General features: G+C 46.5%; 23 protein-coding genes. 9 read left to right on the top strand and 14 right to left on the bottom strand.

What is annotated here, in order from left to right:
- Nucleotides 1-73 precede the first annotated feature (73 nt).
- The gene (locus tag DEF30_RS08020) at nucleotides 74-1,444 is read right to left on the bottom strand and encodes a sodium-dependent transporter (protein WP_294098007.1); all 1,371 of its coding nucleotides are present in this window, start codon (nucleotides 1,442-1,444) and stop codon (nucleotides 74-76) included.
- Between the two features lie 480 nt (nucleotides 1,445-1,924).
- Between DEF30_RS08020 and DEF30_RS08015 the strand changes: the two genes are divergently transcribed.
- The 7 genes from DEF30_RS08015 (at nucleotide 1,925) to DEF30_RS07985 (ending at nucleotide 5,662) form a co-directional block, all read left to right on the top strand.
- Nucleotides 1,925-2,071: a hypothetical protein gene (locus tag DEF30_RS08015; protein ID WP_294098005.1), complete on the top strand. Its 147-nt coding sequence runs from the start codon at nucleotides 1,925-1,927 to the stop codon at nucleotides 2,069-2,071.
- Nucleotides 2,072-2,323 (top strand): hypothetical protein, encoded by a 252-nt coding sequence (locus DEF30_RS08010; RefSeq protein WP_294098003.1) that lies wholly within the window; start codon nucleotides 2,072-2,074, stop codon nucleotides 2,321-2,323.
- A 321-nt stretch (nucleotides 2,324-2,644) separates the two neighbouring features.
- On the top strand, nucleotides 2,645-3,199 hold the full coding sequence (locus DEF30_RS08005) for an NAD(P)H-dependent oxidoreductase (RefSeq protein WP_294098001.1): 555 nt from the start codon (nucleotides 2,645-2,647) through the stop codon (nucleotides 3,197-3,199).
- Nucleotides 3,200-4,117 (top strand): VOC family protein, encoded by a 918-nt coding sequence (locus tag DEF30_RS08000; protein WP_294097999.1) that lies wholly within the window; start codon nucleotides 3,200-3,202, stop codon nucleotides 4,115-4,117.
- 181 nt (nucleotides 4,118-4,298) lie between these two features.
- On the top strand, nucleotides 4,299-4,745 hold the full coding sequence (locus tag DEF30_RS07995) for a helix-turn-helix domain-containing protein (RefSeq protein WP_294097997.1): 447 nt from the start codon (nucleotides 4,299-4,301) through the stop codon (nucleotides 4,743-4,745).
- Between the two features lie 337 nt (nucleotides 4,746-5,082).
- Nucleotides 5,083-5,367, top strand: a complete 285-nt coding sequence (locus DEF30_RS07990; protein ID WP_294097996.1) for a CD3324 family protein — start codon at nucleotides 5,083-5,085, stop codon at nucleotides 5,365-5,367.
- On the top strand, nucleotides 5,357-5,662 hold the full coding sequence (locus tag DEF30_RS07985) for a DUF1062 domain-containing protein (protein ID WP_294097995.1): 306 nt from the start codon (nucleotides 5,357-5,359) through the stop codon (nucleotides 5,660-5,662). The genes DEF30_RS07990 and DEF30_RS07985 overlap by 11 nt, the downstream gene beginning before the upstream one ends.
- A gap of 75 nt (nucleotides 5,663-5,737) precedes the next feature.
- Here DEF30_RS07985 and DEF30_RS07980 read toward each other — a convergent pair whose 3' ends face one another.
- The 13 genes from DEF30_RS07980 to DEF30_RS07920 form a co-directional block, all read right to left on the bottom strand.
- Nucleotides 5,738-6,556 (bottom strand): HAD family hydrolase, encoded by an 819-nt coding sequence (locus DEF30_RS07980; protein WP_294097992.1) that lies wholly within the window; start codon nucleotides 6,554-6,556, stop codon nucleotides 5,738-5,740.
- An 11-nt stretch (nucleotides 6,557-6,567) separates the two neighbouring features.
- Complete coding sequence (locus tag DEF30_RS07975; RefSeq protein ID WP_294097990.1) at nucleotides 6,568-7,329, bottom strand: response regulator; 762 nt, start codon at nucleotides 7,327-7,329, stop codon at nucleotides 6,568-6,570.
- Nucleotides 7,326-9,047, bottom strand: a complete 1,722-nt coding sequence (locus DEF30_RS07970; RefSeq protein ID WP_294097988.1) for a sensor histidine kinase — start codon at nucleotides 9,045-9,047, stop codon at nucleotides 7,326-7,328. Before DEF30_RS07970 ends, DEF30_RS07975 begins: the two co-directional genes overlap by 4 nt.
- Nucleotides 9,048-9,137: 90 nt before the next feature.
- Entirely contained in the window at nucleotides 9,138-10,790 is a 1,653-nt protein-coding gene (locus tag DEF30_RS07965; RefSeq protein ID WP_294097986.1) for an iron ABC transporter permease, read from the bottom strand.
- Nucleotides 10,783-11,898, bottom strand: a complete 1,116-nt coding sequence (locus DEF30_RS07960) for an ABC transporter ATP-binding protein (protein WP_294097984.1) — start codon at nucleotides 11,896-11,898, stop codon at nucleotides 10,783-10,785. Before DEF30_RS07960 ends, DEF30_RS07965 begins: the two co-directional genes overlap by 8 nt.
- 108 nt (nucleotides 11,899-12,006) lie before the next feature.
- The gene (locus tag DEF30_RS07955) at nucleotides 12,007-13,068 is read right to left on the bottom strand and encodes an ABC transporter substrate-binding protein (RefSeq protein WP_294097982.1); all 1,062 of its coding nucleotides are present in this window, start codon (nucleotides 13,066-13,068) and stop codon (nucleotides 12,007-12,009) included.
- 260 nt (nucleotides 13,069-13,328) lie between these two features.
- A complete protein-coding gene (locus DEF30_RS07950; protein ID WP_294097981.1) occupies nucleotides 13,329-14,774 on the bottom strand; it encodes a hypothetical protein in 1,446 nt (481 codons plus the stop codon).
- A gap of 58 nt (nucleotides 14,775-14,832) precedes the next feature.
- A complete protein-coding gene (locus DEF30_RS07945) occupies nucleotides 14,833-16,200 on the bottom strand; it encodes an MFS transporter (RefSeq protein WP_294097979.1) in 1,368 nt (455 codons plus the stop codon).
- Between the two features lies 1 nt (nucleotide 16,201).
- On the bottom strand, nucleotides 16,202-16,831 hold the full coding sequence (locus DEF30_RS07940; protein WP_294097977.1) for a TetR/AcrR family transcriptional regulator: 630 nt from the start codon (nucleotides 16,829-16,831) through the stop codon (nucleotides 16,202-16,204).
- Nucleotides 16,832-17,053: 222 nt separating this feature from the next.
- Nucleotides 17,054-19,642, bottom strand: a complete 2,589-nt coding sequence (locus tag DEF30_RS07935) for an ABC transporter permease (protein WP_294097975.1) — start codon at nucleotides 19,640-19,642, stop codon at nucleotides 17,054-17,056.
- 2 nt (nucleotides 19,643-19,644) lie between these two features.
- The gene (locus tag DEF30_RS07930; protein ID WP_294097973.1) at nucleotides 19,645-20,385 is read right to left on the bottom strand and encodes an ABC transporter ATP-binding protein; all 741 of its coding nucleotides are present in this window, start codon (nucleotides 20,383-20,385) and stop codon (nucleotides 19,645-19,647) included.
- A 2-nt stretch (nucleotides 20,386-20,387) separates the two neighbouring features.
- Nucleotides 20,388-21,089, bottom strand: coding sequence for a glycerol-3-phosphate acyltransferase (locus DEF30_RS07925; RefSeq protein WP_294097971.1), 702 nt, complete (start codon nucleotides 21,087-21,089; stop codon nucleotides 20,388-20,390).
- The gene (locus tag DEF30_RS07920; RefSeq protein ID WP_294097969.1) at nucleotides 21,086-23,395 is read right to left on the bottom strand and encodes a PEP/pyruvate-binding domain-containing protein; all 2,310 of its coding nucleotides are present in this window, start codon (nucleotides 23,393-23,395) and stop codon (nucleotides 21,086-21,088) included. The genes DEF30_RS07925 and DEF30_RS07920 overlap by 4 nt, the downstream gene beginning before the upstream one ends.
- A 492-nt stretch (nucleotides 23,396-23,887) precedes the next feature.
- Here DEF30_RS07920 and DEF30_RS07915 point away from each other — a divergent pair, with 492 nt between their 5' ends.
- Both DEF30_RS07915 and DEF30_RS07910 read left to right on the top strand, forming a co-directional pair.
- Nucleotides 23,888-24,787 (top strand): EamA family transporter, encoded by a 900-nt coding sequence (locus tag DEF30_RS07915; RefSeq protein WP_294097968.1) that lies wholly within the window; start codon nucleotides 23,888-23,890, stop codon nucleotides 24,785-24,787.
- Between the two features lie 246 nt (nucleotides 24,788-25,033).
- Entirely contained in the window at nucleotides 25,034-26,686 is a 1,653-nt protein-coding gene (locus DEF30_RS07910) for a GGDEF domain-containing phosphodiesterase (RefSeq protein ID WP_294097966.1), read from the top strand.
- The last annotated feature ends 107 nt before the right edge of the window (nucleotides 26,687-26,793 follow it).

Raw genomic sequence — 26,793 nt, 5'->3', positions numbered from 1 at the left:
TCCACTTGACAGGGAGCAGTTCATTGTGATATGGATGCCTTTTTACTATAAGTGAACTTAAGTTAAGTTTATTTTATTTAGCGCCTAAAATCAGCTCCAGCAGCCCTGTGGCTTGAGCGAAAACAAACAAAATACCAACTGGGGCCACATACTTGATCATCACTGTCCAGAACCCTTTCAGAGGGAAGGAAAGTTTCCCATGGTTTGTCACTTCATCGATGGCTTTGTCCACTCCCCAGACCCAACCAATGAAGAGGCACATGAGAAGTCCGCCTAGCGGCAGGAAGACATTGCTTGCAAGAAAGTCCACGTTGTCCAGAATGTCCCGGCCAAAGAATCTTACGTGGGACCAGAGTCCCTGTCCCAGTGAAGAGGGAATCCCCATGACAAAGATCACCGCAGCCAAGGTCACAGTGGAGAATTTTCTGGACCAGCCTCTTTCATCCACTGCATAGGACACCACCACTTCCAGGATGGAAATGGAGGAAGTCAGAGCAGCGAAGAGCACCAGAACAAAAAAGATCACTGCAAAAATACTTCCTAGAGGCATCTGGGAAAAAACCGCAGGAAGCGTGATGAATAAAAGCCCAGGTCCCCCTTCCGGATTGAACCCAAAGGAAAAAACAGCAGGCAGAATCACAAGACCAGCCACCAAAGCGACGATGGTATCGATGAGCGGAATCTCCATGGCACTGGAGATCAAGTTCTGTTCTTTATCAAGGTAACTGCCATAGGTGATCATGGTCCCCATCCCAAGGCTTAAGGAGAAGAACACCTGACCCATGGCTGCAAGAATCACTTCTGCATTGATTTTCGAAAAATCAGGAATCAGGAGAAACTTCACACCCTCCATGGCTCCTGGAAGCGTCAGGGAACGGATCATGAGAAGGATCAGCATGACAAATAGTGAAGGCATCATAATTTTACTGTAGCGCTCTATTCCTTTGGCGACACCCCCTATGACAATAAACACCGTCAGTGCCATGAAAATGCCATGATACACAAGAGGCTCCAGAGGATTCTGAATGAAATCCGTGAAGAGCCCTCCAAGCACTGCGCCATCTGTCACATTGAAATCCCCGGATACAGCTTTCACCAGGTACCGGATGACCCATCCACCAATGACGCTGTAAAAAGAGAGGATAAGAAAACCAGCAGCTACACCTAACACACCAATCCAGGCATACTTTGATTTCAGCTTTCTATATGCACCAATGGGTGACAGCATGGTGGCACGTCCCATGGACAGTTCTCCCAGCATTAACGTAAATCCGATGATAAAAAGAATCACAAAATACACCAGAACAAAGGCTCCTCCACCATTGGCACCAGCAGTGAATGGAAACCTCCATAAGTTACCAAGACCCACAGCAGAACCAGAGGCTGCCAGGACAAAGCCCAGCTTCGACGAGAACTGTCCCCGCTTTTCTTTTTTATTTTCCATACTAAACACATCCCCGTTTATCATTTCCAGTTAGAAGCTCAGATATCAGAAAATTCCATGCATCACTGTGATACACGGAATCCACGCCAGAACAACTTCTCTATAGAATATTGTTTATTTTATCATTCTTTTCGGGTACTTACAATTTATTTGTTATTATTTTCCATGAATATTATTATTCTGGCAATTTTGAATCTTCCATAAGGCACGTAACCATTACTCTTTCAATAGATGGCAGAATAAAATTTGATATTCAAAGTATCTTGTTTCTCCTTTACCTGATTCTTGCAAGTTGCGTTTCTTTGATTGTTCATTCTCAACCTTATATAGGACTCCTCAAACCATCCATGAGAATCACATGAGTATTACGATCTCCGAGTCTTCTTTATATATTCTACCCCTTTTCATATTACTATTATTATATCGAAATTAATAATATGCTTATATAAATCTATAGATTCGCTCAGAGGAGGAGATGAAATGAAGAAACTCACCGCAATGATATTGATGCTGCTTTTTCTTTCCGGATGCACCGTTATGGAACATTTTACAGGAAGAGATCGGACCGGAACGTATATTACCCTTGGGGACATTGATGACATAGGATACATCGGCGTCAATGTATAAATGGAAGGGCTGATCTTTTCCAGCTATGAACTCAGCAAGGAAAACGGCACTTTCAATAAAGGTGAATTGATTTGGTTTAACGTTCTCATCTCTGACAGTCCCCCCCCTCAAGAGATTGAAGTCGTCTACGGTGAAAATCCTGATGGAAGCGACTCATCTCTTACAAACAGGATGGATATCACAGAAGCAGATCAGTGGGTCGCTGTATACCTGCATGATGACTTTTCTATAGAATTATCTGATTTCAAATAACATCTCCGACACGATAGAAGCTGACCCTTTTCAGCCCGAATAGACTCTCCTGCAGAAAACTGCTGAAATCAGAATCTTGATTCCGCTGCCTCATAAGTCAGTAACATCCATATTTATATTCACCGATGAAAGTCATTGAAAATCAATGGCCTTCATCGGTTTTTCATTTCTATTTATCCAGCATTAAAAAGAAAAATAAAATAAATTTGATAAAAGTAGTTGAAAAGTAGACTAAAATGAAGTATGATAATCTCAAGTTAGTTGAAAAGTAGACTAATTTAGCAAACAAAAACTAAAATATAATTTATTTGGAGGAACATCATGAAAATAGGAATCATTGTTGGTAGTGTAAGAGAAGGCAGAAACGGTGAAGCTGTAGGAAAGTGGATCCACGATTTTGCAGTGGCAAGACAGGATGAAGGTGTGGAGTATGAACTGGTCGATCTCAAGGACTACAATCTTCCGTTCCTGGGTGCTGCTGCTTCCGAAGATCAGATGGCAGCCGTAGGCGCATGGCTCGGTAAGATTGCTTCTTTTGACGGATATGTATTTGTCACCCCAGAGTACAACCGCTCTGTCGGCGGAGCATTCAAGAATGCCCTGGATTATCTTGATGGAGAAATCAAGAACAAGGCAGTAGGATATGTTGGATACGGCGGACTTGGCGGCGCCTTTGCCATCCAGTCCTTAAGAGGCATCAATGCAGAGCGTTCTTTGGCTTCTGTACGAACCATGGTGTCCTTTTCCCTGATCACAGACTTTGAGAACTTCTCCGTATTTAAGCCTGGCGCACACCATGCAGTAAATGCAAACGCCATGCTGGATGAAGTGCTTCTATGGTCCAGAGCCTTTGAAACCATCAGGAAGGTGAGTTAGTTGAAAACAGTTCCCTATACCTCCGGTGAGGCAAAGCTGTCTCCCAAAACCCGTCTGGGTCTCGTGCATCTGAAAGTGAAGCATCTGAAAGAACAGACCGCCTTCTACAAGGAAGTGCTGAAGATGACCCTCCATGAAGAAAGTGAAGATCATGCTGTCCTCGGAGATACCAAAAAGCCTCTTCTCTATTTAAGAAGAGTTGAGGATCTGAAAAGATACTCAAACACCACAGGCATGTATCATTTCGCCCTGCTCTACCCCAGTGAAAAGGAACTGGCCAAAGCCATTGCCATGCTTTTTGCGGTGAAATACCCCAACTCCCCCACAGACCATGGCATGTCCAAGACCACTTATCTGAAGGATCTGGAAGGAAATGACATTGAGCTCTATGTTCGAACGAAAGAGCGCGGACACTACGTGGAAAAAGCAGGTGACCTGAAGTTTCTTTATACCGACGGCACCCTGACTGACGGACGTGACCCCCTGGATCTGGAGGAGCTCTTCCAGCATCTATCTGAGAATGAGAAAGTGGACAGCCCGCTGGAAGACATGGAAATGGGACACATCCACTTATATGGCTCCAATCTAAGCGATATGCTGACCTTTTACAGAGATGTCATGGGATTTGCGGAAGGACTCATGATGAGAAGCTTCGCCATGGGTGATGTGGGTCTTGAGGAAGAGCAGTACCATGTAGTTGCCTTCAACTCCTGGAAACAGACCGATACCCCTGCTCCTGAAGATGCAGTTGGTCTGGATTTCTATACTCTGGTTTTATCCGGAAAGGAAGACTATCTGGCGCTGAAGAACAGGCTTGAAGCAGCAAAGGTGGAAACCTTCCAGGAAGAAGATGGAGAATACCTCTACGATCCTTCCCATATCAAAATCAAACTGGAAGTTGACACGAAAGCAGCGTAAAAAAAGCTCAGACCCAAAAGGAATCTGTCGCAGCTTAGTTGAAAAGTGAACAGATGGACGGTATAATTACTTGACGGATGATAAAGCTCTGAGGCCTAAGGTCTTCAGAGCTTGTTTCCCTATAGAAAAAAGCTGAACATTTTATCCATCACCAATGTCAGGTGGAAGGAGGCTGATAAATATGAACTTTGAAACCATGGATGCCCTGTATACCAAACTATTAAAGATCAACCATCTCATGAGTTTGAGCCTTGCTGAAATCGCAAAGGAGGAAGATCTCAATCCATCTGAACTGATGATTGTGCTGGATGTGAAAAACAATCCTCATACAGATCTTCAGAGCGTCTGCGAACGGCTGGGCATGAAAAAAAGCACCGCATCCAAAGCCATCCGGAAACTCATTGAGGTGGGCTATATAGAAAACCACGTCTGTGAAAGTGATCAGAGAAAAGTCTCCCTGGTGGGCAAAGAAAGCACCTGCCATGAGCTTTGTAAAGAAAGCACCCTCATGACCACCTTCAAAGGGATTGATGATCCCAAGTATAATGTGGATACAATCCTCAGTTCCTTGGATGATCTTCTGGAGATACTTTCAGAAAACCCTACGAAGCCTTCAGAAGAAGAGTAGTTTACTTCCTTTATACATAATCTTAAAAACCGCTGTCAGGGCTGATAAAATGCCAGCAGCGGTTTCTTTTTATGTCCTATGTACCTTCTCTGCAGAGAACATCTTTGAGTTCAGTAGGTGCATAGTTTTATATACTTCATAAGATCTTGGATCATAGATGATTAGAATCAAACTTGAGGTTTAAAAATGATTTATTTCCATATATAATCGATTACAGAAAGGAGTGTTTTATTTATGATGAAAAAATTAGTTAAGGCTCAGTAGTCTGAGCATAAATAAAAGATATTAAATCTATGCTCAGATGAATCCTGCTACCTGTAAAAAATAGGAGGATAAAGTGAGCTATATTCGAGCAGAAGAAGTTCTGCCCCAAAAACTACTAGAGGAAATTCAGCAGTATGTCCACGGGAAAGCCATCTATATTCCGGTTTCGGAGAAACAGGAATGGGGAAGCAGAACCGATGCAAAAGGATATTACCAGAGAAGAAATCTGACGATCTATACAGAATACTGTAATGGATACACCAGCAACGAACTTGTTAAAAAGTATGCACTTTCAGAAAAAAGTATTCAGCGAATTATTCGAACTGTAAAAAATGGAGTTTCGGATAATGCAAACTGAGCACCGCAAGATAAAAGTGTTTCATCGTTGCGGTGGCTGTGGAAAAAAACAGGAGTTTCAAAACTCCGGAAAATTTAGAGTGAATGCCAATGGCAACAAAGTAGATGTCTGGCTTATCTATCGCTGTAAAAAGTGTAAGCACTCCTGGAATCTAACCATCTATGAGAGAACTAAGCCAGCTAAGATTTCCCGGGAACTCTATGAACTCTTTCTTTCTAATGATGCAGATACAGCCAGTACTTTTGGAAACAATGTTGATTTTTTGAAACGAAACAAAGCAGAAATGAGATTATAAAAGGCAAACCGCATGGTTTGCCTTTCTCATTTTACATTGGATTTTAAAGAGTAGAAATTGTGTTTCTATGAGCTCTTATAGTACTATCTCACCCTTCAAAAGCCTCTCAATAAACTGCGCTACACCATCTTCATAATTGAAGCCTGTCACGTCCTTGGCCAGGGCTTTAAGGTCTTCCGGCGCATTCCCCATGGCCACACTGTAGTCCGCTTCTTTCAGCATCTCCACATCGTTATAGTAGTCTCCGAGAACCACAATACGCATCTCCTCTCCGAAGGTTTTCTTCAGTTTTGGGAACATGGTGGATTTTGACACATGAGCAGGAAGAATCTCCAGAAAAATATCCGCTGAGGATACCCATCTGTAGTGGTCTGGATCCTTTTCCTCCAAATGTCTTCGGATGGCTTCCAAGTCTTCTCCGATGCCAGCAAGGAGTATCTTTACCCAAGACTCCTGCTCTATACGAGAAAGCTCCGACACCACATATGGCTCATGGTCTTTTAGAATACTCTCATCCGCCAGATCTTTTCCGGACAATAGATGGCTCTCCTCTTTTGTGTACACAAAAATCATCACTTCCGGATAGGTTTGAAGGATCCATTTCATCACATCCTTCAGGCCCTCTTTCTCTAAAGTCACCACATCAACGACTTTCTCCTGATAAAAGTCATACAGCATGGCTCCATTATAGAGAATGGAAGGGCCATTGATGGAGACCCCTTCAATAAAAGGCTTCACATTCACCTGGCTTCTCCCCGTGGCAATGCCGAAGGTGCCTCCTGCCTCAATAAATCTGTCAATGGCCTTTTTATTCTTCTCGGACACTCTCATATTATCGCCCAGAAGCGTTCCATCCATATCGCTGAAAAGCATGATCCTTGTAACATCTGTCATATCTCACAATCCTATCCTTTCGTGTACTCTGTGGGTGCAATCCCCGTATATTTTTTGAAGACACTGTAGAAGTGCTTGTAATCCGAAAACCCACTGAGGTCCGCCACTTCCCCCACCCGGTACTTGCCCGTGGCGAGAAGCTTCGCACTCTGAATGATCCGATACTCATGAAGCACTTCAAGGAATGTCTTTCCTGTGACTTCCTTGAATTTTCTGCTGAGATAACTGGGGCTCACCCCCAGCTCTGAAGAAACAGTCTCAATACTGATTCTACTCCCATACTCTTTGGTGATGGCTTTTATGGTTTCCACCACGTAGTAATTGGTGGCACTTCCCTGGGCCATGATGTCTTCCATTTCCCGCAGAAGCGGATTCTTTTCCTCTTCCCTGGGATCCTTGTAGATCTTAAGATCCGTCCGGATCCTCTCCATGGCCTCCTCCAGTTCCTTCTCAGAAACAGGTTTCAGAAGATAAGAGGAAACATCCAGGGTAATGGCGCGCTTGGCATAGTCAAACTCCGCGTAGCTTGTGAGAAGAATGGAATGGAACTTCACTTCCTTCTTGGCTTTTTCGATCATGGTGATGCCGTCCAGTTTCGGCATTCGGATATCTGTAAGAACCACATCCGGTTTGAGATCCAGAATTTTCTCATAGCCCTCTTCTCCATTTTCCGCTTCTCCCACCACAAGGCAGTCCATTTTCAGCCAATCCATGGTATGGACCAGACCTTTTCTGATGAATTCTTCATCTTCCACTATGAGCACTCGAATCATCCTGCTTCAGCTCCTTTCATAGACTCTATTTCTTTCAGGAGGGGCACAGAAACCTCCACCCTTGTCCCAGCACCTTCGCTGGAAATGATCTCAATTCCAGCTTCATCCCCATATCTCAGCTTCAGTCTCCGGTGGATATTGAAAAGACCCAGATGAGAACTGGATTCCGCATCCTCCGATAAAAGCTGAAGAATCTCTTCCTCCGTTTCTTTTTTCATACCCGCCCCATTGTCTTCACAGACCAAAACCATTTCTTTCTCCCGCATAAAGGCCGAAATACTCACATGGAGGTGGTCTTTACCTTCATAGCCGTACTTGATGGCATTTTCGATCATGGGCTGGATGAGAAGCTTCGGAATGGGCACTTCTTTGGCACATTCCTCCATATTCACCGCATAGGAGAGCCTATCCCCATACCGGAACTTCATGATCTTCAGGTAGTTCTCTGTATACTCCATATCGAGTGAAAGAGGCACTTCTTCCCTTTGATTGTCCAGACTGTAGCGAAGAAGGTTCGACAGGCTGAGAATCATGCTGCTGGCGTCCTCCGGCTTAAAATGCACCATGAAGCGGATGTTGTCCAGGGTGTTATAGAGAAAATGCGGATTGAACTGGGATCTCAGCTGCCGAAGCTGCGTGGCAGAGAGCCTTTCCGTCATTTCCTTGTTCCGCTCGATCTGGACCTTGAGCTTTTCCAGCATCTCATTGAAGGAATCGCCGATGGTCTGAAACTCATCATGGCTGCGGATTTCCGTCTTCACGGTAAAGTCCCCTTCCTGGGCTCCCTTAAAGGCATCGATGATCTTATAGAGATCTTCCGTTTTGGATGCAGCCATTTTTTTGGTGCTGTAAAGAACCAGAAGAATGATCAGTCCGAAGACCAGAAGAAGCACTCCGCCAAGGGTGAAGAAAAAGCTCATCTGGCTGTTGATGTTTCTCATGGAATAGATTCTCAGTTCGCCATTAAGAATCTCTGTTCCTCTCAAGTAATACCCATCCTTCTGGGTTTCCAGAATCCTTTCTTCCGGCGTCAGCTCCAGGGTCATCCGGTTGAGATTGTCTAGAAAGGTATAGTTGTTTGTAATATACGCTCTCCCCATGGCATCCGTCACCACGGTCTGGGAGGACTGCTCCGACAAAAGCACCCGGAACTGCCTGCCATCCATGACGATGACGATATATCCTACAGGGACTCCCTCTTTTAGAACCTGCCGGCCGAAAACCAGCTGCATGTTGCCCTCGGACTCTTCCATAACCCGGACAGAGAGGGTTTCCTTTCTTGCCTTCATCATGTTGAAGATGCCCCAGTTCCCATAGCTCTGCCCTTCCAGATAGTAAGGAAGATTTTTCCTGCCAAGTAAAATGGGCTCCTTTTCATTCAGGAAAAGATAAAGATCCCCGTTGATCTTCATGTCGTTACTGACGCTGTAAAACCGGTCATAGATCTCAGCACGCTGGCCGGAAGAAAGTTCTCCAGAAAACACTTCCTCATCCTGGGAAAGCTCTTCCATGAAATCGCTGTAGTTCAGAGAAGCTTCCTGAAACTTCTCTGCCATGAGATTGTTCTCCGCCTCTACTGTATTTTTCAGCTCCATGTTCCAGTAAAAGAAGAACATAAAAAGAAGAAGAAAAGTAAGAACCATGGCGGGCAAAAATGCATAGAGAAGTAGCATTCGCCGGATGTCATCCTTAAAATAACTGTGAGTTCTCTTTTTCATTTATTCCCTCCATGGTTCCATATGACCAATTAAAACATGTAATACCAAACTCTATTCTACTCGAGTTTACAACTTCCCGCCACTAGAATTCTAGAGACTGATTTCCTTCTTTCCAGATACTTTGAAGAAGATGAGAAGCGAAACCACCGTGGTGAGTGTCAGGATACTGGCGAGCGCCGCAGCCGTTCCATAGCTTGCCCGGATGACTTCTGTATAAATGGACACCGACATGGTTCTGGTGTCACCGGTATACAGGATGACAGAAGCGCTGAGCTCATTAATGATGGTGATCCAGCTTAAAATGGCACCGGAGAGCACCCCTGGAAGCATCATGATGGCCGTGACTTTAAAGAAAGACTTCACCGGAGAGTCTCCAAGACTCACCGCAGCTTCTTCCATGCTGGGGCTGATCTGGTACAGGATCGCCGCACTGGAGCGGAGCGTATAAGGCATTCTTCTCACCACAAAGGCCACAATGATGATAAGACTCGTGCCGCTTAAGATCAGTGGCTTGTCATTGAAGCTGATGAGAAGCGTGATACCAAGAACAGATCCCGGAATGATATAAGGGAACATGGTCAGGGTATCGATGATGTTTGTCAGTGTGCTCTTTCTTCGGGTGGTGAGGTAGGAGATGAACATGGAAAGGAGCACAATGATGACGATGGCAATGATGCCGAATTTATAGGTGTTCACAATGGGTCCGCCCAGGCTTGTGAAGATCTTTCTGTAGCTTTCCAGGGAGAAGCCTTTGACAAAGATGGCTCCTGAGGTGGCTTTGAAAGAAGTGTAGATGACTGTGGCCTGAGGGATGATGGAAATAAGGACAATGAAATAAATCAGCACATGGGCTGCTATATTTTTCCATCCTTTCAGCTCCTTTGCCTGGATGGGTCTTAAGGAGCTCATGGTGAAGGATTTTTTGTTCACCACATACTTCTGCAGCACAAACATCACAGAGGTCACCATAACAAGGATCACCGCGATGGCCGCTGCAAAGCTTGCAGAACCGCCCATCTCACTGATGAACTCATTGTAGATAAGAACCGGCATGACCACGAACCCTTCTCCGATGAGCATCGGTGTACCGAAATCCGCCAGAGCATTCATAAACACGATGAGGCCTCCGGCAAGGATGGTGGGGGTAATCAGCGGCATGATGACGGTAAAGATTTTCTTGATGCCGGAGCAGCCCAGGCTTTCACTGGCTTCGATGAGGGAGGCATCCACTTTCTTCAGAGTGCCCTTGGTGTACATATAGATGTAGGGATAAAGCTTTAAGGTCAGCACCAGCAGGATACCGCCGAATCCATAGATGGACCCCAGTTCAATCCCAAAGGTATTTCTGACAAAAGTAGTGATCACGCCGCTTCTTCCTGCAAGGAGCACCCAGGAATAAGCCCCGATGAAAGGTGGAGACAGCATGGAAATGATGATAAGAATATCCAGAAGTCCCTTCCCTTTGATTTTGAAAGCCGTGGTGAGATACGCCAGAGGCGCACCAATGAACACGGCCAGAAGCGTGGTCAGGGTGGTGACCTTGAAGCTGTTTCCAAGGGCTCTCATATAGTACTTTTTCGAGAAGAATTTCATGAAGTTCTCCAGGGTGAAGGCTTGGGTCTCAGGATCTCTAAAAGCACTGACAAATAACGACAGGAGCGGATATACAATAAAGAGTGTAAAAATGAGGACGATGACCAGGGTCACACCGGACCAGAAGGTAAAGGAACGTTTTTTAGCCATCCCATCTCACATCCTTTATCAGGCTCTTCTCCCCGTCTTCAGTAAAGACATTGATCTTGGAAGGGTTGGGTCTCAGGAAGAATGTTTCGCCCACTTCATAAAGCTTCTCCGCTTGCCCAAGATCCTGGGAAAACTCAATGGAGCTCTGTCCAGGAAGAATCATATTTTCTGGAAGGTCCAGTTCATAGACAATGTATCTGCCAAGGAAGGTCTTGTTCTTCACTCTGGCAAGAATCCCTGTTTCAGATAGCCCAAACTCTTCTGGACGGATCCCCACGGTGACCTTCGTCCCTGGTGTCACATCCGCTAAAGTATTGAGGTAAGTCTTTGTGCCATCCATGAACTCCACGCCGATGCCTTTCTCCTCTTGGACCACGATGCCGTGGAACAGATTGGAGTGACCGATGAAGGTGGACACAAACACGTTATAAGGCCTTGTATAGATTTTTTCCGGCGCATCCACCTGCTGGATGATCCCGCCCTTCATGACAGCGATTCTGTCAGAAATGGCCAGAGCTTCCTCCTGGTCATGGGTGACATAGACCGTGGTGATGCCCACTTGCTTCTGAACATCCCGGATGGCGCTTCTCATTTCAATTCGGAGCTTGGCATCCAGATTGGAAAGAGGCTCATCCATGAGAAGGACGTTGGGGTGAATGACGATGGCTCTAGCTAACGCCACTCTTTGCTGCTGTCCTCCGGAAAGATGTTCTGGAAGTCTGTCCTGATACTCCTTGATCTTCACCACATCCAGAATATCATCCACTCTTTTTTCCATGGCTTTCTTCTCCATTTTACGGATCTTCAGACCATACTCCACATTCTGCCTGACCGTAAGGTGCGGGAAAATCGCATAGTTCTGGAACACCATACCGATGTTTCTTTTGTGGGCAGGGATTTCATTGATGACTTTATCATCAAACTTGAACTCTCCTCCCTCGATGCTGTTGAAGCCTGCAATCATTCTTAGAAGGGTTGTTTTTCCGCAGCCCGAGGGACCGAGGAGCGTGAAGAATTCTCCATTTTTGATTTCAATGGACAGATCTGGAATGACTGTGACATCCCCAAAGCGTTTCACCGCATTTTTGACTCCAATAGAATTGCTCATATTTTTTCTCCTTTGTTTTACTCCGATTTTCGGTATTTTTTGCGTAAGAAAACCCACAACGAAGTTGTGGGCTCCTTTTTCTCCGCTTGACTCTTTTTTCTATGGATTCTAGTAGTCTGTGAATATGTCGTTGAACTTTTCAAGCCATGCATTCTTATTGGCGACCACGTAGTCTTCTTCGTCATAGATGATGTTCATATCTTCTTTTGGCATCATGTAGCTTGGCGCAGGAACGTCCTTACGAACGGATCTTCTGTTGAGCTTTTCCACGATGATGGTCTGTGCTTCCTTGGAAGTGATGAAATCGATGAACGCCTTGGCGTTTGCCATGTTCTTGGCTCCGTTGATGATATAGATACCGTCTGGCTTGGAGATTACGCCTTCTTCCATGTAAACCAGTTCTACAGGTGCGCCATCAGCCACGTACTTTGCGCCACCTTCTTCGAAGGTCAGGCCTACCACATATTCTCCGTCTGCTACACCCTTATAAACTGCTGAAGAACCGGAAAGAAGCTTTCCATCCAGGTTCTGGATGAACTTGTCCACATAGTCCCATCCCTTTTCAGGATCTCCTTCGCCCATGGCATAGAGCATATTGATGAGGTGCTCATAGGAAGAAGAGGACTTGGAAGGATCTGCCATGGCGATTTTACCCTTCAGTTCAGGCTTCAGAAGGTCTTCATAGCCCTTCACTTCCACATCTCCGATGAGGTTGGTGTTGATCATAAGAACACTTGGAATGTCTGTAAATCTTGTCAGTGGTCCTTCTGTATTTTTAAAGTCATCCTGCACTGCATCTTCATTGGCACTGGTATAGTCTTCAAAAAGATTCATCAGTGGCTTTACTGTGGAAAGAGATCCACCCCAGAAAATATCCCCCAGTGGATTTGCTGCTTCAGATTCTACTCTCTTTAACAGTTCTCCTGTCCCTGCTGCGATGACTTCCACTTTGATGCCGCTCTGGGTTTCAAACTCGCTGACCAGAGGGTTGATGAATTCCAGTGGATGCGGACAGTAAATCACAAGGTTCTTGGTTTCTTTATCTTCTTCATTAGGCGTTTCCACAGGATTTTCGCTGACTGGATCCTTTGGTGCCTCTTCTTTTGTTCCGCATGCTGCCAGTGAAAGAATCATCACGGCAGACAGTAGTAAAGATGCGACTTTTTTCATGTATGTTACCCCCGTTTGTTTTGATAGTTTCATTGTAGACTGATGTAAACGTTCTAAAAACCGATAATTCTCCTAAAATATCCTAAAAAATGAACAGGCGGAAAATCGTTTTCAAAAAAAAAGAGCGATAAAAATCACCATGAATCCCTCTATTATCAAAGGTTCATGGTGATATTCTTGCATATTTTTCTGTCATTGGATAGAGCTGAACTTTTTTAGTATTCTCTGATTCTTCTAGAAGCACAGGACTCTATTTTACTTTATGATTCTCTCTCCGTCAGAAGCTTCACCACTTCATATCCACCATGATACACCTGCTGCTTATGAAGTTGAAGGATACGCTGGTTCATGGCAAGAAGAAGCTCTTTCTGAGAAAGCAGCGCCTCCATCATGCCGATCATTTCTTCCTTCGTTTCACATTCTGACGTGCCATCTCCCTGCTGGGCAGCATAAATGGCACCATAGGCTTCGTGACCTCCCACACGTTTCAGAAAGAGCTTCGGGATGGGGTAAAAAGAAAGCTCACTGGGCTTTGTGACGAGAAGATCCGACTCTCTCATGAGAAGATTGGTGGCATAGACCGCTTCAAAGATATCCTGATGATAAAAGACATGGACCCCTTCCGGATACTGGTCCATATGAAGTGCCATCTTCTCCACTTCCTCATAGGTGACAAAGTGCACCGCCGCTCCCTTCATAAGTTCAGGCAGCTCTTTGCAAAGGGCCTCGTACATGTTCAGATGGTCTCCAAAGTTTAAGAGAACCTGCACGTCTTTCTTTTCGATCCTTGGTGCCAGGTACCTGAGAAGCTCTTTAATCATCTCTTTTCCAGCGCCTGCCCCGCCCACCGGAATGAGAAGCCTTAAAGGTCTTCCCTCTTCGATCCTTTTCCTTCTTTTTTCCGTGTCTTCGTATAGATTTGACACCAGTTCATGGTCCACATAATGACCTGTATACAGAAGGCTGCCGGAAGGCATACCCAAGGTTTTCTTTTTTGTCATTCCTTTCAGCATCTTGTAGCCCGCGTAGGCAAAGGGCGTCTGCACCGTATGAAGGGCTCCTTCAGACAGATGAAGCCCCATGGGCCAGTTGTCCGGAATCACATTGGCCACATTCTTCAGTCCCCCATGGACTGCACCTTGGGCAGGCCACACATGGGTTCCTGCAAAGGGGATGTCCTTCGGAAAATTGGCGTAAAGGGGCACCAGAAGCTCCGCGTTTTTCTGATCCACCGCATTATAAGAAAGCTTCCGGAAACCTTCACTGTTGAGAGGCTCCCAGTACAATCGGTTGAAAAGTCTGCTTCTTTGGGAAAGCTTTGATCCAAAAGAGTAAAGCGCATTTTGTTTTTTGATCATTTCACTGCCCGTGGTGCCATGAAAACTGCTGAGATCAAACCAATAGGGTTTGTATCCCAGCGCATGGGCACAGCTGGCTATGGCCATGGCGATGCGGTAATGGCCAAAACCCATACGGATATTGCCTACAATAAAGGCATTTTCCGGAAAAACCATGGGCTCCTCAGACAGGAGAAGATTCTCCACCTGCATTCTTTTTCCGAGAACAGCGTTCTCTTCTGCCTTCAGATAGTATGTCTTTCCTTCCTCGTCTCCAAACTCTTTCATGAACTTTCTTTTGCTGGCTTCTGCCTTTTTTATGGTCTTTTCATCCATGACATGGCCAAAGATGATCTTTTCTCTTTCCATAACTTACTCCCTCCAGAATGCTGTTTGACTAAATTTAAAAGAGATGCTTTTTCGCTCTTCATGCTTCTTTCTCCAGAGCCTGGATCCCTAAAAGGATGTCTTCTTCTTTATAGAAGAAGAGGACCACAGCGCCAAGAAGTGATAAAACCAAAGCCCCCAGAAGTCCTAGACGATAGCCAAGACCTGTGTCCTGTCCAATGGTTGCAAGAGAGGTGAACAGCACCATGGCTACGGACTGACCCAGTTTGAACACAAAGGTCCTTGCCGCAAAAAACATCCCTTCACGGCTTTCGCTGGTCTTTTCCCTGTCATATTGGGCAATGTCCGCCACCATGGCCTGGGGGAGAATCCCCAGGATGGCCATGGGCACCGCAGCCAGGATGGCTATAAGGTATCCATGGACTTTTCCAGACAGGGGCAGAAGACCACCCAGCCCTGTGAAGAGAAAGGCCAGAGCAAAGAGAAAAAATGCAGTGATGACCAGCTTCTTTTTCCCCAGGCGCTTTGCCAGAAGATTCACGGGCATATAAAAAAGGAAAGAGGTGAAGGTCATGAGCAAAAACAGCACTGTGATCATCCCTTCCTCTAGCCCTAGAAGCCGTACCACAAAGAAGGGCAGTCCCGTCTGGAAGATGGTCAGAGCGATCCAGTACAAGGCATCAGAAAGGACAAAAATCCTGAAATACTTGTTATGAAAGGTCTTCAGCAGCGACTCAAAGGCCTTGCTCTTTGAAGGCACGGAATGGACATATGAACGCTCGTCAATGAGAAGCGCAGGTATCCACATGAAAATCAGAGCGATGACAGCCAGGATCATAAAGGTCCTTTGCATGGCCGCTGTTCTTTCCATTCCCCCTGCAATGAACATGTCCCAGATGAACGGAGCTCCGTAGGAAAGAGCAGTACCCAGGATAAAGGTGATGGAGATGTACGTGGAGATATTGATCTTGTCCTTCTGACTTCTTCCAAGTTCTGGAATCAGTGCAGTATAAGGTGTGCAGTAGAGGGTCATGAACACATAGAAAAGAAAAATCATGGTCATGAGCCAGAGATTATTAAGGCCCCCTGTTTTTGCCACGGGCGGCATGAAGATCAGAACTGTCACCAAGGCAAATGGAAGTGCAGATCCCCTTAGAAAAGGAATCCTCCGCCCCAGTTTATGGGCACTCCGGTCTGATAAGGACGCAATGATAGGATCCGTCACCGCATCGATGATTCTTCCCAGGGCAGAGATGGCCCCAATGAGCGTGAAAACGCCTAACACAGCAACGCCTTGTGAGATATACACCCGATGGCCGGACTCTATAAGCTCCTCCACAGGCTGATAAAAATACACCAGCCAGTTCACAACGATGCCAGAAAGAATGGACCAGCCCAGCTGACCCATGGCAAAAATCCACATGACCCGATTTGTCACTTTTTTCATCTTAGTTTTCCCCTCTCTCCACTTTGATATAATTCAGGCAGATGTCCAGAAGACACTGGATCTGACTGATTTTTCCGATGCGGTCCTCATACTTCATAAGACTCTTTTCTCTGGCGAGTTTTCGGCAGAGCCCAAGCACTGCATGATTGGTGCTGAAATAGAAAAGATCCTGGTCCACCCCTCTTCTGATGCTTCCATCCTGAAGCCCCATTTGAAAGTGCCCATCAAAAAGACCTTTCAGCTTGAGGATCACGGATTCATAGGCGAGAAGAAGCTCTTCTTCCATGGATTCCTGAAAGAGCAGCTGGTCAAACTCCTCTGCAAAAAGGAAAAACTCCTTATGCTCCTGAAAGGTTGTGAGAAAAAAACTGTAGAATGCTTCGATATTCTCATAGCCTGTGGCCTTCTTCCCGATGCCTTCCATCTGCTCCAGAATGTCTTCCCATATGAAAATCCCTGCTTCCATGACCAGAGTCTGCTTTTTTCCGAAGTACCGGTAAAGCGTTGCCTCTCCCATGGAAAGATGCTTCGCCAGATCTTGTATGGTCACCTGCTGGATGCCCTCTGATAGAAAGAGCTTTTTCGCCTCTTCCACCACGGCTTTTCGTTTTGCATTTTTTAATAGGGACATAGCGCACCTCCGACATTGATAGTCATTCTATTAAAATGATAGGTTATCTATCATTTTACACCGGAAGAAAACGTTGTCAAGGATAATCTGAAAAAGAAAAAAGGTCAAACCCCAGGGGATCTGACCTGTCAGAAGAACTGCGATAGATCATGGTTTCAAACCTCAATCCACCCTTTCTTATTTCATATAACTCCTGCAAAAAGCCGCAAACAGCGTCTTTTCTCATTCATATTGTATGGCAGAAAGCACCGGAATCCTCGCTGCTTTTCTCGCAGGAAACACCGCCGCCAGAAGAGAGGTGACAAAAGCCACCAGAATGCTGGTGTAGATGGCACTTCTTGGCAGCAAAAACTCCAGCTGATACCCGGACATGATGCCCATGGCGGAAATGAGGATATAACTGAGAAGAAGTCCCAGGAAAAGACCAAGGATTCCTCCGATGATCCCAAGAAGCCCTGCTTCTGAAAGGACCATCTTCACCACCTGAGCCCGAGTCATCCCCATGCTTCTCAGCATGCCAATCTCTCTGGTTCTTTCCAGAACACTCATAGTGAGTGTGTTTAGAACGCCTAAAGCTGCCACCACAACGGACAGAAGCCCCAGCACATCAAACATGCTGAACGCTTGAGCCATGAGATTTTCCGCCTGTATCCGAAGCTCTTTGTTGGATTCGATGAGAAGTTCATAGTCTTCCTCAAAAAGATCTCTAAGCTTCTCCACATAGGCCGTCGCATCTTCTCCCTCCTTCAGCCGGATGGAGAATCCGCTGGCCTTGTCTGCGCCGAAGTACTGCTGAAGATCGTCCAGGGTGGCTGTCAGTAAGGTTCCTTGGCTGGAATAATCAAGAAGCACCCCGATGATCTCGAAGGAAACAGGCCCCTCCAGCGTCTTCAATACCATTTCATCCCCCACCGTAAGATTCAGTTTTGCCGCTGAAGCTTCCGAAATGAAGATCTTCCTGCCCATGGCAAACCGCTGTAGGACCGCCTCTTCCTCCACATTTTCCTCACTGAAGACATAGCTTGTGACTTCTCCATAGGTTTTGGGATCAATGCCAAGAAGCGTCACAGACTCGTCTGTCTCTTCTCCCTTTTCCCAGTAAGCTGTCTCCATCACACTGGGTGATACATAAAGGGTCTCTTCCTGATCCTCAATCTCTTCCCGAAGACTCAGTTCCACTGGAAGGGCTGCACTGATGAACACATCCCCACCCAGATAGGAATCCATCCATACACTGAGATCCTTTCTGAAGGAACCCGTGATGCCTTCCGTGGATACAATCATGGAGACCCCCACCATCAGAGCCGCCACCGTAAGCATGGTTCTGTTTTTTGCCCGCATGATGTTCCGGCTGCCAAGCTCTCCCATATCCCCAAAAAGCATGCGAAAGAACCCTTTTAGAAGACGCTGCCAGAACTTTATGGTGCCTGGGATGAGAAGGGTTGCCCCCACAAAGAGGGAAAAAACCGTGAGGCTGCCCAGTCTGAACTGCACATCATAGGAAAAAGGATTGGCCAGTAGAATCCCTGCCGACACCAAAAGCAGAAGAAGCCCCGGAACCCACAGATACCGTTCAAGACGCCCTTCCTTTCTTTGGGTATGGACCCGAAGCGCCTCCAAAGGCGAAACTTTCCCAGCCTGAAGCGCCGGAAGGACCGCTGAAAGAAGGGTCACAAAAACACCGATGCCCATACTTCTTAGGATGAGTGCTATAGAATATCCGCCACGCTCCACAGGCTGACCTAAGAAACGCTCCATGAAATAGGAAAGACCATCGGAAAGAAGAATGCCCAGAAGAATCCCCAGAAAAGCACCAAAGAATCCTAAAAGGATTCCTTCCTCCAGGATCCGAAGGGCCGTCTGTCCGCGGGTGAGGCCCACACAGCGAAGAATCCCAAGCTCCCGTTTTCTCTCCGTCACGGTCATGGAAAAGGCATTATAGATGAGAAATGCGCCCACAAAAAGTGCAATGCCCGCCATGAAGTTGAGGCTGATCTGATATCCAGAAAGCATTCCGCTGGTATCCCCGGACTGTGCAGAGGGCGGACTCACCTGATAGCCTTCCCCCAGAACCTCTTGAAGTGCATACTCCACATCCTCTACCCGCTTTGGATCCTCAGACTCTCCTTTTACCCTCACATCAAGCCTTGTGACGCTTTCCTCCATTTCGAGATGCTTCTGCAAACCCTCCAGAGGCAAAAATCCCGCCTTGCCAAGCTGAAGAAAACCTGCCCCTTCCTTCTTGAGAAGGCCAACAATCTTCACTTCCAGCACACCAGAAGATGTCTGCACCTTGATCTTTTCTCCCAGGTTCAGCCCTTTCTCTTTGGCATAGTCCTGAACCAGAAGAATCTCTGAAAGATCACTGTCTTCCCTGAAATAAGACCCTTCCGCCAGAGTGTAGTCTCTGACAGTTTTCTCCAGCTGAAGGTCTACACCATAGAGCGTGATTCCGTTTTGCCCTTGTCCAAGAACCCCCATGGAAAGAGGATTCTCTTCTTCCTCTTTCTCCTCTTTTAGAAGAGCAGCAGCTTCCACCACAGGCACCAAAGTTTCAACACCTTCCACCTCCTTTGCTTTTTCAAGGACCTCCACAGGGACAGTTTCTCCTAAAGCCTCATTTTTTATTTCCAGATGTACTTTTCCAGAGGTGCCTTCAAAAAAAGAAGTCAGAGAGGAAAACGCTTTTTCATTCACATGATTGATGGCAAAAAGAGCGCTGACCCCCAGGAGAATCCCAAAAAGCGTCAGAATCGTCCTGGAGGTTCTCTTTTTCATGGACCGGATGGTCAGAAGCCTTGCAAGTCTCATGATCACTCCTCCCCTTCAAGGTTACGCAGAATTCTCTTCATTTTTTCCGGAACCGGGAGATCCTTCTCAAAGTGGAGCTCCGTCCTGATTTTCCCATCCACCAGATACACCAGCCGGTCCGCATAGGAAGCAGCTTTCGGATCATGGGTCACCATGATGATGGTCTGCTTCATTTCTTCTGACAAAAGAGCAAGAAGCTCCATGACCTGACTTCCCGTCTTGGAATCCAAATTTCCCGTGGGCTCATCCGCTAGGAGAATCTTGGGCTTTGTGATCAGCGCTCTTGCAAGGGATACTCTCTGCTGCTCTCCTCCAGAGAGTTCACTGGGTCTATGGGATCTTCTTTCAAGAATCCCCACCTTCTCCATGAGGGCTTCCATCTCTTTCTCATGGCCCTTCGGCCTCTTCCCGTCGATGAGAAGAGGCAGAAGAATGTTCTCCTCTGCACTGAGGGTAGGCAGTAGGTTATAAAACTGGAACACAAATCCGATGTTTCTTCTTCGTAGAAGCGTGGCTTCCTTATCAGACAGGCTGGACACCACTTTCCCATCCAGAAGAATCGCACCGGAAGTTGGAGAATCGAGACCTCCAAGCAGATGGAGCAGGGTGGATTTTCCGCTTCCGGAAGGTCCCATCACGGCCACAAACTCCCCTTCCTCCACAGTAAGGTCCACCTCCACCAAGGCATGTACCGGGTGCTTCCCTCCATCATAAATTTTACTCAGTTTTACTGCATTCAGCATATCTACCCCTCCCTCTGTTCATCTCTATCCGTCTTTCCCTTGCCATGGCGCATCATATGAAGCACCTGATCTGACTCAAAAGTATAGCCCTTCTTTTTCCACTGGAGAAATCTCAGTGTTTCAGGCATTTGTGCCGCCAGATAGGTGACGGACATGACGAGGGCAAACAGTGTTTCCGCACTGAAGATTCCTTTTGTGATCATGAACCAGGGGATGGCAAGAAGGATGCCTGCCATGAACATCACGCCTTTCACTTTCATGCCAATGGCCATGCCAAGAATCTGGGTCACAAGAAATCCCAGAGGACTTGCGGCCAGCATCATGCCCATGGCTGTAGAGTTCCCTCCACCTCCTTTTCGCAGGTGATACACCGGCCACAGATGGCCGATGAGAATAAAGTTTCCAAGAACCAGATGCCCATGGGGCTCTTCTCCCAGTACCATGTATAGAGCCATGGGCACAAAAGCTTTCAGAAGATCCAGCACCATAATGAGAAGTCCCCATTTTTTCCCAAAGGCAAGAAGGGCACTGGTGGCACCCACCGCATGGGTTTCCATAACAATGGAACCGTCTGTGGAGACGGTCCGGATTTTCACCGGTTCTACTCCCGGTCTTTTGATATGAAACAGAATACGGGCAAAAGAAATGGAGCCAATGAGATATCCCAGCAGCGCAAGCAGTATGAATAATTGCCATTCCTTCATCTGTTTTCCTCCTCCCAGGGGTTCATGAGACTGATCTTACCACTGTATCCATCCACGGTGACCATGGTGCCATCCTTGATCCTAAGGGCGCCTCTCACCGACACCACAGCGGGAATCCTGTATTCTCTTGCCACAATGGAGCTGTGGGAAAGAATCCCACCGGATTCTGAAATCACAGCGCCGGCTCTGGCAAAAAGCGGTGCCCATCCCACATCGGAGTAAGGGATGATCAGCACATCCCCCTGGGTCATGAGATGATAGTCAGATAGTCCACGCAGCACCCGGGCAGGTCCTGTATAAACCCCCAGAGAAGTGGGGATTCCTTCATAATCTCCTGCCTTCTCCTCCTGAAGAGGCGGCTCATCTTGTCCAATGATGAGTTCCGGCACCGCCACATCCTGATATCGGAGAAGATCCTTCCTTCTCTTCACCACCAAAGCTCTGAGATCCTCTTTCTTATGCTCCAGAACCAGGTCTTCCAGCTCTCTGAAATAGAGGTAGTACACATCCTCCTCATTTTCGAGGAGCCCCTCTTCTTTCATGAGGTTGCCCAGCTTTATGAAGATGCGTCGGAACTGGCCATATCCGAAGGTATAAAGAGAGCTCACCGATTCTCTTGTCACCGCCAGACTGCTGGTTCTTCTGTACAGCACCCGATTTTTCAGCTTTCTTTTCACAGGACGGGGCAGATCCGAAAAGGTGATCTTCTCTTCCTTCACATCCATTCCACCCGCCTGAAGCATCTCATAAATCAGTAAAGGGGTCTCCCGCCATGGTTTTTTGGAGCAGTCATTGCCACTGTCTGAAAAGTGGCCAAACTTCTTTAAAAACTCCTCGATTTCTTTTTCCAAAGCCCTCTTCTCGTCCACTGTCAGCATCTCTTTCGGCAAATGGTATTTTTTTCGGATCTCCGCCAGATGCACATGGGGACTGTACTTTCTTGCCGCTTCCTCCACACCGGACAATGTAAGATGCCTTACATCCACCCCTTCTTTTTCCAGGGTGCTTTTGAGGATCCTATGCATCATCATAAGAAGCATAGGCAGCATGATATTATAGTAGGTCACAGGTTCTGTTTCTTTCAGCACTTCTTTTGCAAGAACAAGACACTCATCCGGACTATTGGCATCCTCAATGGCTACAGCAAGCTCCTCGTAGCGGGAGCGTTTCCTCTCTTCCATCTTCCAATATTTTTTCTCGGCGGTCAGAAAGGAAGCGGTCAGTTTAAGAAGACTGGGCGCCCGCTTCAGGGCTCTCATTCCAGGTTTCAGATGGGGCTTTCTTGGTCCATCCTCCTCCAGCCCAAGAAGCAGTTCAAGGCCTTCATAGGGAATGCCCATGCTTTCAAACACCTGGCCAAATAGGGCCATATTGAAATAGGCTCTTCCGTAAAAATAGCCCGTGAGGTGATCTTGATCGATGCTTTGATCCCCCGTAAGACTCACCAGAATCTCCCGCCAGATCTTATTGATGAAGGAAGTGTTCACCGACCACACCAAAGGCTTGATGACACCAGGCAGCATCTCTTTTGTGATTTTGTTGGAATACACCGGTATGTCCAGTTTTGTGATGGGTCTCACTTGAAGATAGTAGATGTTCTTTCCATCGTATGCCCACTCCACGTCCACTGGACGTCCATACCCTTTTGCAATGGAGTCCACCTCATCACAGAGCTTTCTTGACACTTCTTCCGGTAAAAGTGCAGCCGAAGGTTTTTCTTTCCAGACTCCCCACTTCTCCACCCATCTCTCCGGTGCTTTTTTCTCCAGGATCTGAGATTCCCCATCTCCCACTGCGGCTTCCAGAATGATCTCTGAAAAACCGGTCATTGGATTTTTAGAAAACGCTACGCCAGAGACTTCCGCATGGACCATCTCCTGAATAATCACTGCCATACGGATGCTGCTTCTTGTCAGTCCGCTTTGCGCCAGATAAGCCATGAGCTTTTCGGACTGAAGAGAAGCCCAGACCTCAAGGATCTTCCGTAGAACCTCATCCGCTCCCCGTACATGAAGATAACTTTCAAAGGCTCCAGCACAGGAAAAATCACCCTGATCCTCCAGAGAAGCGGAAGAACGGACCGCATAGGAAATCTCCGGATGGAGATGTTCAAGCAGTTCTTTCCGTATGTGACTAAGAACTGCAGTTCCGCCATGCTCATACTCCTCCAGTGCATCATAAGCAAGCACAAATCCTTTAGGCACCGGATACTTGCGCTTCATCAGATACCTCAGATTTTTCGCCTTGTTCCCTCCCCTTTCTTCAACGGAAGAATCACTCAGCGGATAAAGATACCTTGATTTCATAGAAACCCCTCATTTACTCGTACTTTTCTCAGAATCCTCTTTGGAGCATTTATGCTGATCATTCAGTTTTTCGTTAATTCTAAAACAAATAAGTATAATATTATTATAATCTTCACTAGAAACGTATGCCATACACCCTTGAATTTTTGACAAAATATTCATAGCCTTTCCATATTGTCCATGGATTGCCAAAATAAAACACGCCACAAACATAGGATTATTCCAGTTCAGCTGTGAACTGCTTCTCTCAGATCAATATTATTTTTACACTTCTTAAAAACCATTGAAAACACCTTACTTAGAAAGAGTTTCCTTCCTGCTCCTTTGCAAAAACTTCAGTACTTTCTTCAAAAAAGCGCTATGCAAAAAACCTTGCTGTAAGGTATGATGATATAGGTTTCTCCACATCCGAAAGGGTACTGAGTATTCCAAAGTAAACTTAATATAATTTATCATTACCAAAAATACACAACAAAGGAGCGACAATTCATTATGTGGTTACTGTTTGCCATCATCACCACCCTATCCTGGGCATTCTCTGATCTGTTCTACAAAAAGGGCGCTGCCCCTTCTGATAAAACCAGTCACTTGAAGACCGCCATCATGGTGGGTCTTGTCATGGGTCTCCATGGGTTCTTCTATATGGTGATAAAGGACGTGGAGTTCTCCCCCCTCTATCTTGTCACCTATTTCCCTGTGTCCTTCATGTACATCCTGTCCATGACCATCGGATATCTGGGACTGCGCTATATTGAGCTTTCCATCTCTTCTCCGATACAAAACTCCTCCGGTGTGGTCACTGCGCTTCTCATTTTCTTTTTCTTTGACCACACCTTAAGCTGGATGGAAATCTTAGCCATCGCAACCATCACCCTGGGGATTCTTGCCCTGGCTTTGGAAGAGAAAAAAGAAGCGGATCTTCTCCCTCTCTCCCCCCAGGAAAAAAAGAAGTACCGCACAGGGCTCTTCGCCATCCTGTTCCCCATCCTGTACAGCATCATTGATGGACTTGGGACATTTTTTGATGCTATTTATCTGGATGAGCTTCAGCTCATCGGAGAGGATCAGGCGCTTCTCGCTTATGAGTTCACCTTTTTCCTCTGCGCACTCCTGCTTCTTCTCTATCTCAGAATAAAGAAAGAACCCTTCTCTCTTCTGGAACAAAAGGACAGAGGACTGGCCGCAGCCTTTGAAACCCTGGGACAGTTTTTCTACGTCTTTGCCATGGCGAGAAACGCCATCATCACCGCCCCTCTCATCGCCTCATACAGTGTGTTTTCTGTGCTTCTTTCCAGAATCTTTCTGAAAGAGAGACTAAGTAAGCCTCAGTATGCCAGCATCATCACGGTGCTTTCAGGAATTCTCGTTTTAGCCCTTTCTGAAGTGCTCTGAAATGAATCACACAACGCCGCAGCTCAACTGTTTCATAAAGTGTCAGAGCTGCGGCGGTTTTTATCATAAAAAATCTCTCAATCTTTTTTATGCAATTAACTTCAGGCCAGATTCTCCGATAAAGAGAGTAAAGATTCTATGAGAAAATCAACTGGGTATAGAGCAGCAAAATAAGAATCTCCATACGCATCAGAGAAGGAGATGGCTATGCTACGTCAATCTGTACGAGAAGAAATCACAACAAAGATGAGTCACATTGTTCTCATCACCTCCATCTTTTTATATTCATTTCTAGGTATCCTCTTAATCATTTCCACCCGGCATCCACTGGATCATCTGGAGCTTTTCAATCTTCCCGGGGTCATCACAGCCCTTCAGATGCTGATCTCCGTATATCTTGTGCTGCAGCTGAAAAAGATCGGTCTAAAAACCGCTCTGTTTCTGAACTTCTTAAGCATCCTCAGCGCAGCATTTTTTACCATCACCACCAGAACCATCGAAGCTCTTCCAGGACTGTTCATCTATACTTCACTGGGTTCCATCCTGCTGCTCATTGACCGGTATCAATGTCAGGTTCGCACCTATCTGAGAGAAATTGAAGAACATCGAAAACTTCTGGAAAAGAAAGAGGAACACCTTCTGAGACTGGCCTATACAGATTCCCTGACATCACTTCCGAACCGTGATTATTTCCAGGAGAAGCTGGAGAAAAAACTGGCCAGTTCCTCAGAGATCCTGTCTTCCTTCTGGGTGGCCATCCTGGATCTGGACACCTTTAAGAATGTCAACGACAGTCTGGGACACGAGGCTGGGGATAAGATTCTGAAAGAAACCGGCAGACGTCTTTCCTCGATCCGCAGGGAACAGACCATCATCGCCCGGGCAGGGGGAGATGAATTTCTCTTCATGGTGTCCGACACCAACACAGAACAGGAAATGAAAGAGTACCTGAAAGAGATCCAAGGGGTTTTCCAAAAACCCATGACCGTCGAAGGAAGAAGCTTTCAGATTGCCGCCAGCATCGGTGTGGCCGTGTACCCGGTGGATGGCATCACCGGACTCGAACTTCTGAAAAATGCAGATATGGCCATGTATGAATCCAAATACCTGGGGAAAAACACCGTCACCCTCTGCGATGCCTCCATCAAAGAAAAAGTGAAGAGAAGCACAACACTTCTCTTTCATCTTCAGGGTGCATTGGAGCGTGAAGAGTTTCACCTGGTCTATCAGCCCCAGCTCTCTGGGAGAAATCACCACATCATCGCCTTTGAAGCGCTGCTTCGGTGGACCAGCAGCGAAACCGGACCCGTATCACCTGGGGAATTCATTCCCCTTGCTGAAAAGTCAGGTCTTATCCACGAGCTTGGCCTGTGGGTCTTCCGAAAGGCCTGCAAAGATCTGAGAACGATGCAGAAGCATCATCCCTATCCTCTTTTTCTTTCCATTAATCTGTCTTTGCAGCAGCTTCTGGATCCAACTTTTTGTGAAAAAGTCAAAAGCATCCTCTTCGAAGAATCCGCCGATGCCAGCCGTATTGTACTGGAGGTCACCGAAAGCGTCGCCTTCCATCAAGACAGCCGCGTCATTGACAATCTGATGCTTCTAAAACGACTGGGATTTCTCGTGGCCTTGGATGATTTTGGAAAAGACTACTCCTCCCTTGGCCGCATCACCTACCTGCCCGTGGATATCCTGAAGATCGACATGGATTTCATCCGGCGTATTGATGAAGGAAACCAGAAAGATCTGGCCATCATACGTTCCATCATCCAGCTGTCCAGAAATCTAGGCGCCAAGGTTCTTGCAGAAGGTGTGGAGAATGAATCTCAGAGGAGCTTCTCCAGGCTGAAGGCTGCGACTATCTGCAGGGATACTTTTTCCACAAAGGGCTTTCCCTAAATGATGCCGTAGATTTACTGAAAAACCCCTCCTCCGGAGAAGCCGCCGTATAAAGATCGCAGTGCTTCGGCACGAATCAGAGCACAAAAAATAGACATTCCCATCAG

The sequence above is a fragment of the Proteiniclasticum sp. genome (assembly GCF_003514505.1).
GTDB lineage: Bacteria > Bacillota > Clostridia > Clostridiales > Clostridiaceae > Proteiniclasticum.
Note: the sequence above shows the minus strand (reverse complement) of the source record. Positions and strands in the feature narration are given on the sequence as shown.

Coding starts and splice junctions, on each gene's coding strand:
- DEF30_RS08020 (WP_294098007.1), bottom strand. CDS start 1,444: ATGGAAAATAAAAAAGAAAAGCGGGGACAGTTCTCGTCGAAGCTGGGC.
- DEF30_RS07930 (WP_294097973.1), bottom strand. CDS start 20,385: ATGCTGAATGCAGTAAAACTGAGTAAAATTTATGATGGAGGGAAGCAC.
- DEF30_RS07950 (WP_294097981.1), bottom strand. CDS start 14,774: ATGGAAAGAGAAAAGATCATCTTTGGCCATGTCATGGATGAAAAGACC.
- DEF30_RS07970 (WP_294097988.1), bottom strand. CDS start 9,047: ATGAAAAAGAGAACTCACAGTTATTTTAAGGATGACATCCGGCGAATG.
- DEF30_RS08005 (WP_294098001.1), top strand. CDS start 2,645: ATGAAAATAGGAATCATTGTTGGTAGTGTAAGAGAAGGCAGAAACGGT.
- DEF30_RS07995 (WP_294097997.1), top strand. CDS start 4,299: ATGAACTTTGAAACCATGGATGCCCTGTATACCAAACTATTAAAGATC.
- DEF30_RS07945 (WP_294097979.1), bottom strand. CDS start 16,200: ATGAAAAAAGTGACAAATCGGGTCATGTGGATTTTTGCCATGGGTCAG.
- DEF30_RS07980 (WP_294097992.1), bottom strand. CDS start 6,556: ATGACAGATGTTACAAGGATCATGCTTTTCAGCGATATGGATGGAACG.
- DEF30_RS07925 (WP_294097971.1), bottom strand. CDS start 21,089: ATGAAGGAATGGCAATTATTCATACTGCTTGCGCTGCTGGGATATCTC.
- DEF30_RS07940 (WP_294097977.1), bottom strand. CDS start 16,831: ATGTCCCTATTAAAAAATGCAAAACGAAAAGCCGTGGTGGAAGAGGCG.
- DEF30_RS07935 (WP_294097975.1), bottom strand. CDS start 19,642: ATGAGACTTGCAAGGCTTCTGACCATCCGGTCCATGAAAAAGAGAACC.
- DEF30_RS07955 (WP_294097982.1), bottom strand. CDS start 13,068: ATGAAAAAAGTCGCATCTTTACTACTGTCTGCCGTGATGATTCTTTCA.
- DEF30_RS07920 (WP_294097969.1), bottom strand. CDS start 23,395: ATGAAATCAAGGTATCTTTATCCGCTGAGTGATTCTTCCGTTGAAGAA.
- DEF30_RS07960 (WP_294097984.1), bottom strand. CDS start 11,898: ATGAGCAATTCTATTGGAGTCAAAAATGCGGTGAAACGCTTTGGGGAT.
- DEF30_RS07965 (WP_294097986.1), bottom strand. CDS start 10,790: ATGGCTAAAAAACGTTCCTTTACCTTCTGGTCCGGTGTGACCCTGGTC.
- DEF30_RS07985 (WP_294097995.1), top strand. CDS start 5,357: ATGCAAACTGAGCACCGCAAGATAAAAGTGTTTCATCGTTGCGGTGGC.
- DEF30_RS07915 (WP_294097968.1), top strand. CDS start 23,888: ATGTGGTTACTGTTTGCCATCATCACCACCCTATCCTGGGCATTCTCT.
- DEF30_RS07910 (WP_294097966.1), top strand. CDS start 25,034: ATGAGTCACATTGTTCTCATCACCTCCATCTTTTTATATTCATTTCTA.
- DEF30_RS08010 (WP_294098003.1), top strand. CDS start 2,072: ATGGAAGGGCTGATCTTTTCCAGCTATGAACTCAGCAAGGAAAACGGC.
- DEF30_RS07975 (WP_294097990.1), bottom strand. CDS start 7,329: ATGATTCGAGTGCTCATAGTGGAAGATGAAGAATTCATCAGAAAAGGT.
- DEF30_RS08015 (WP_294098005.1), top strand. CDS start 1,925: ATGAAGAAACTCACCGCAATGATATTGATGCTGCTTTTTCTTTCCGGA.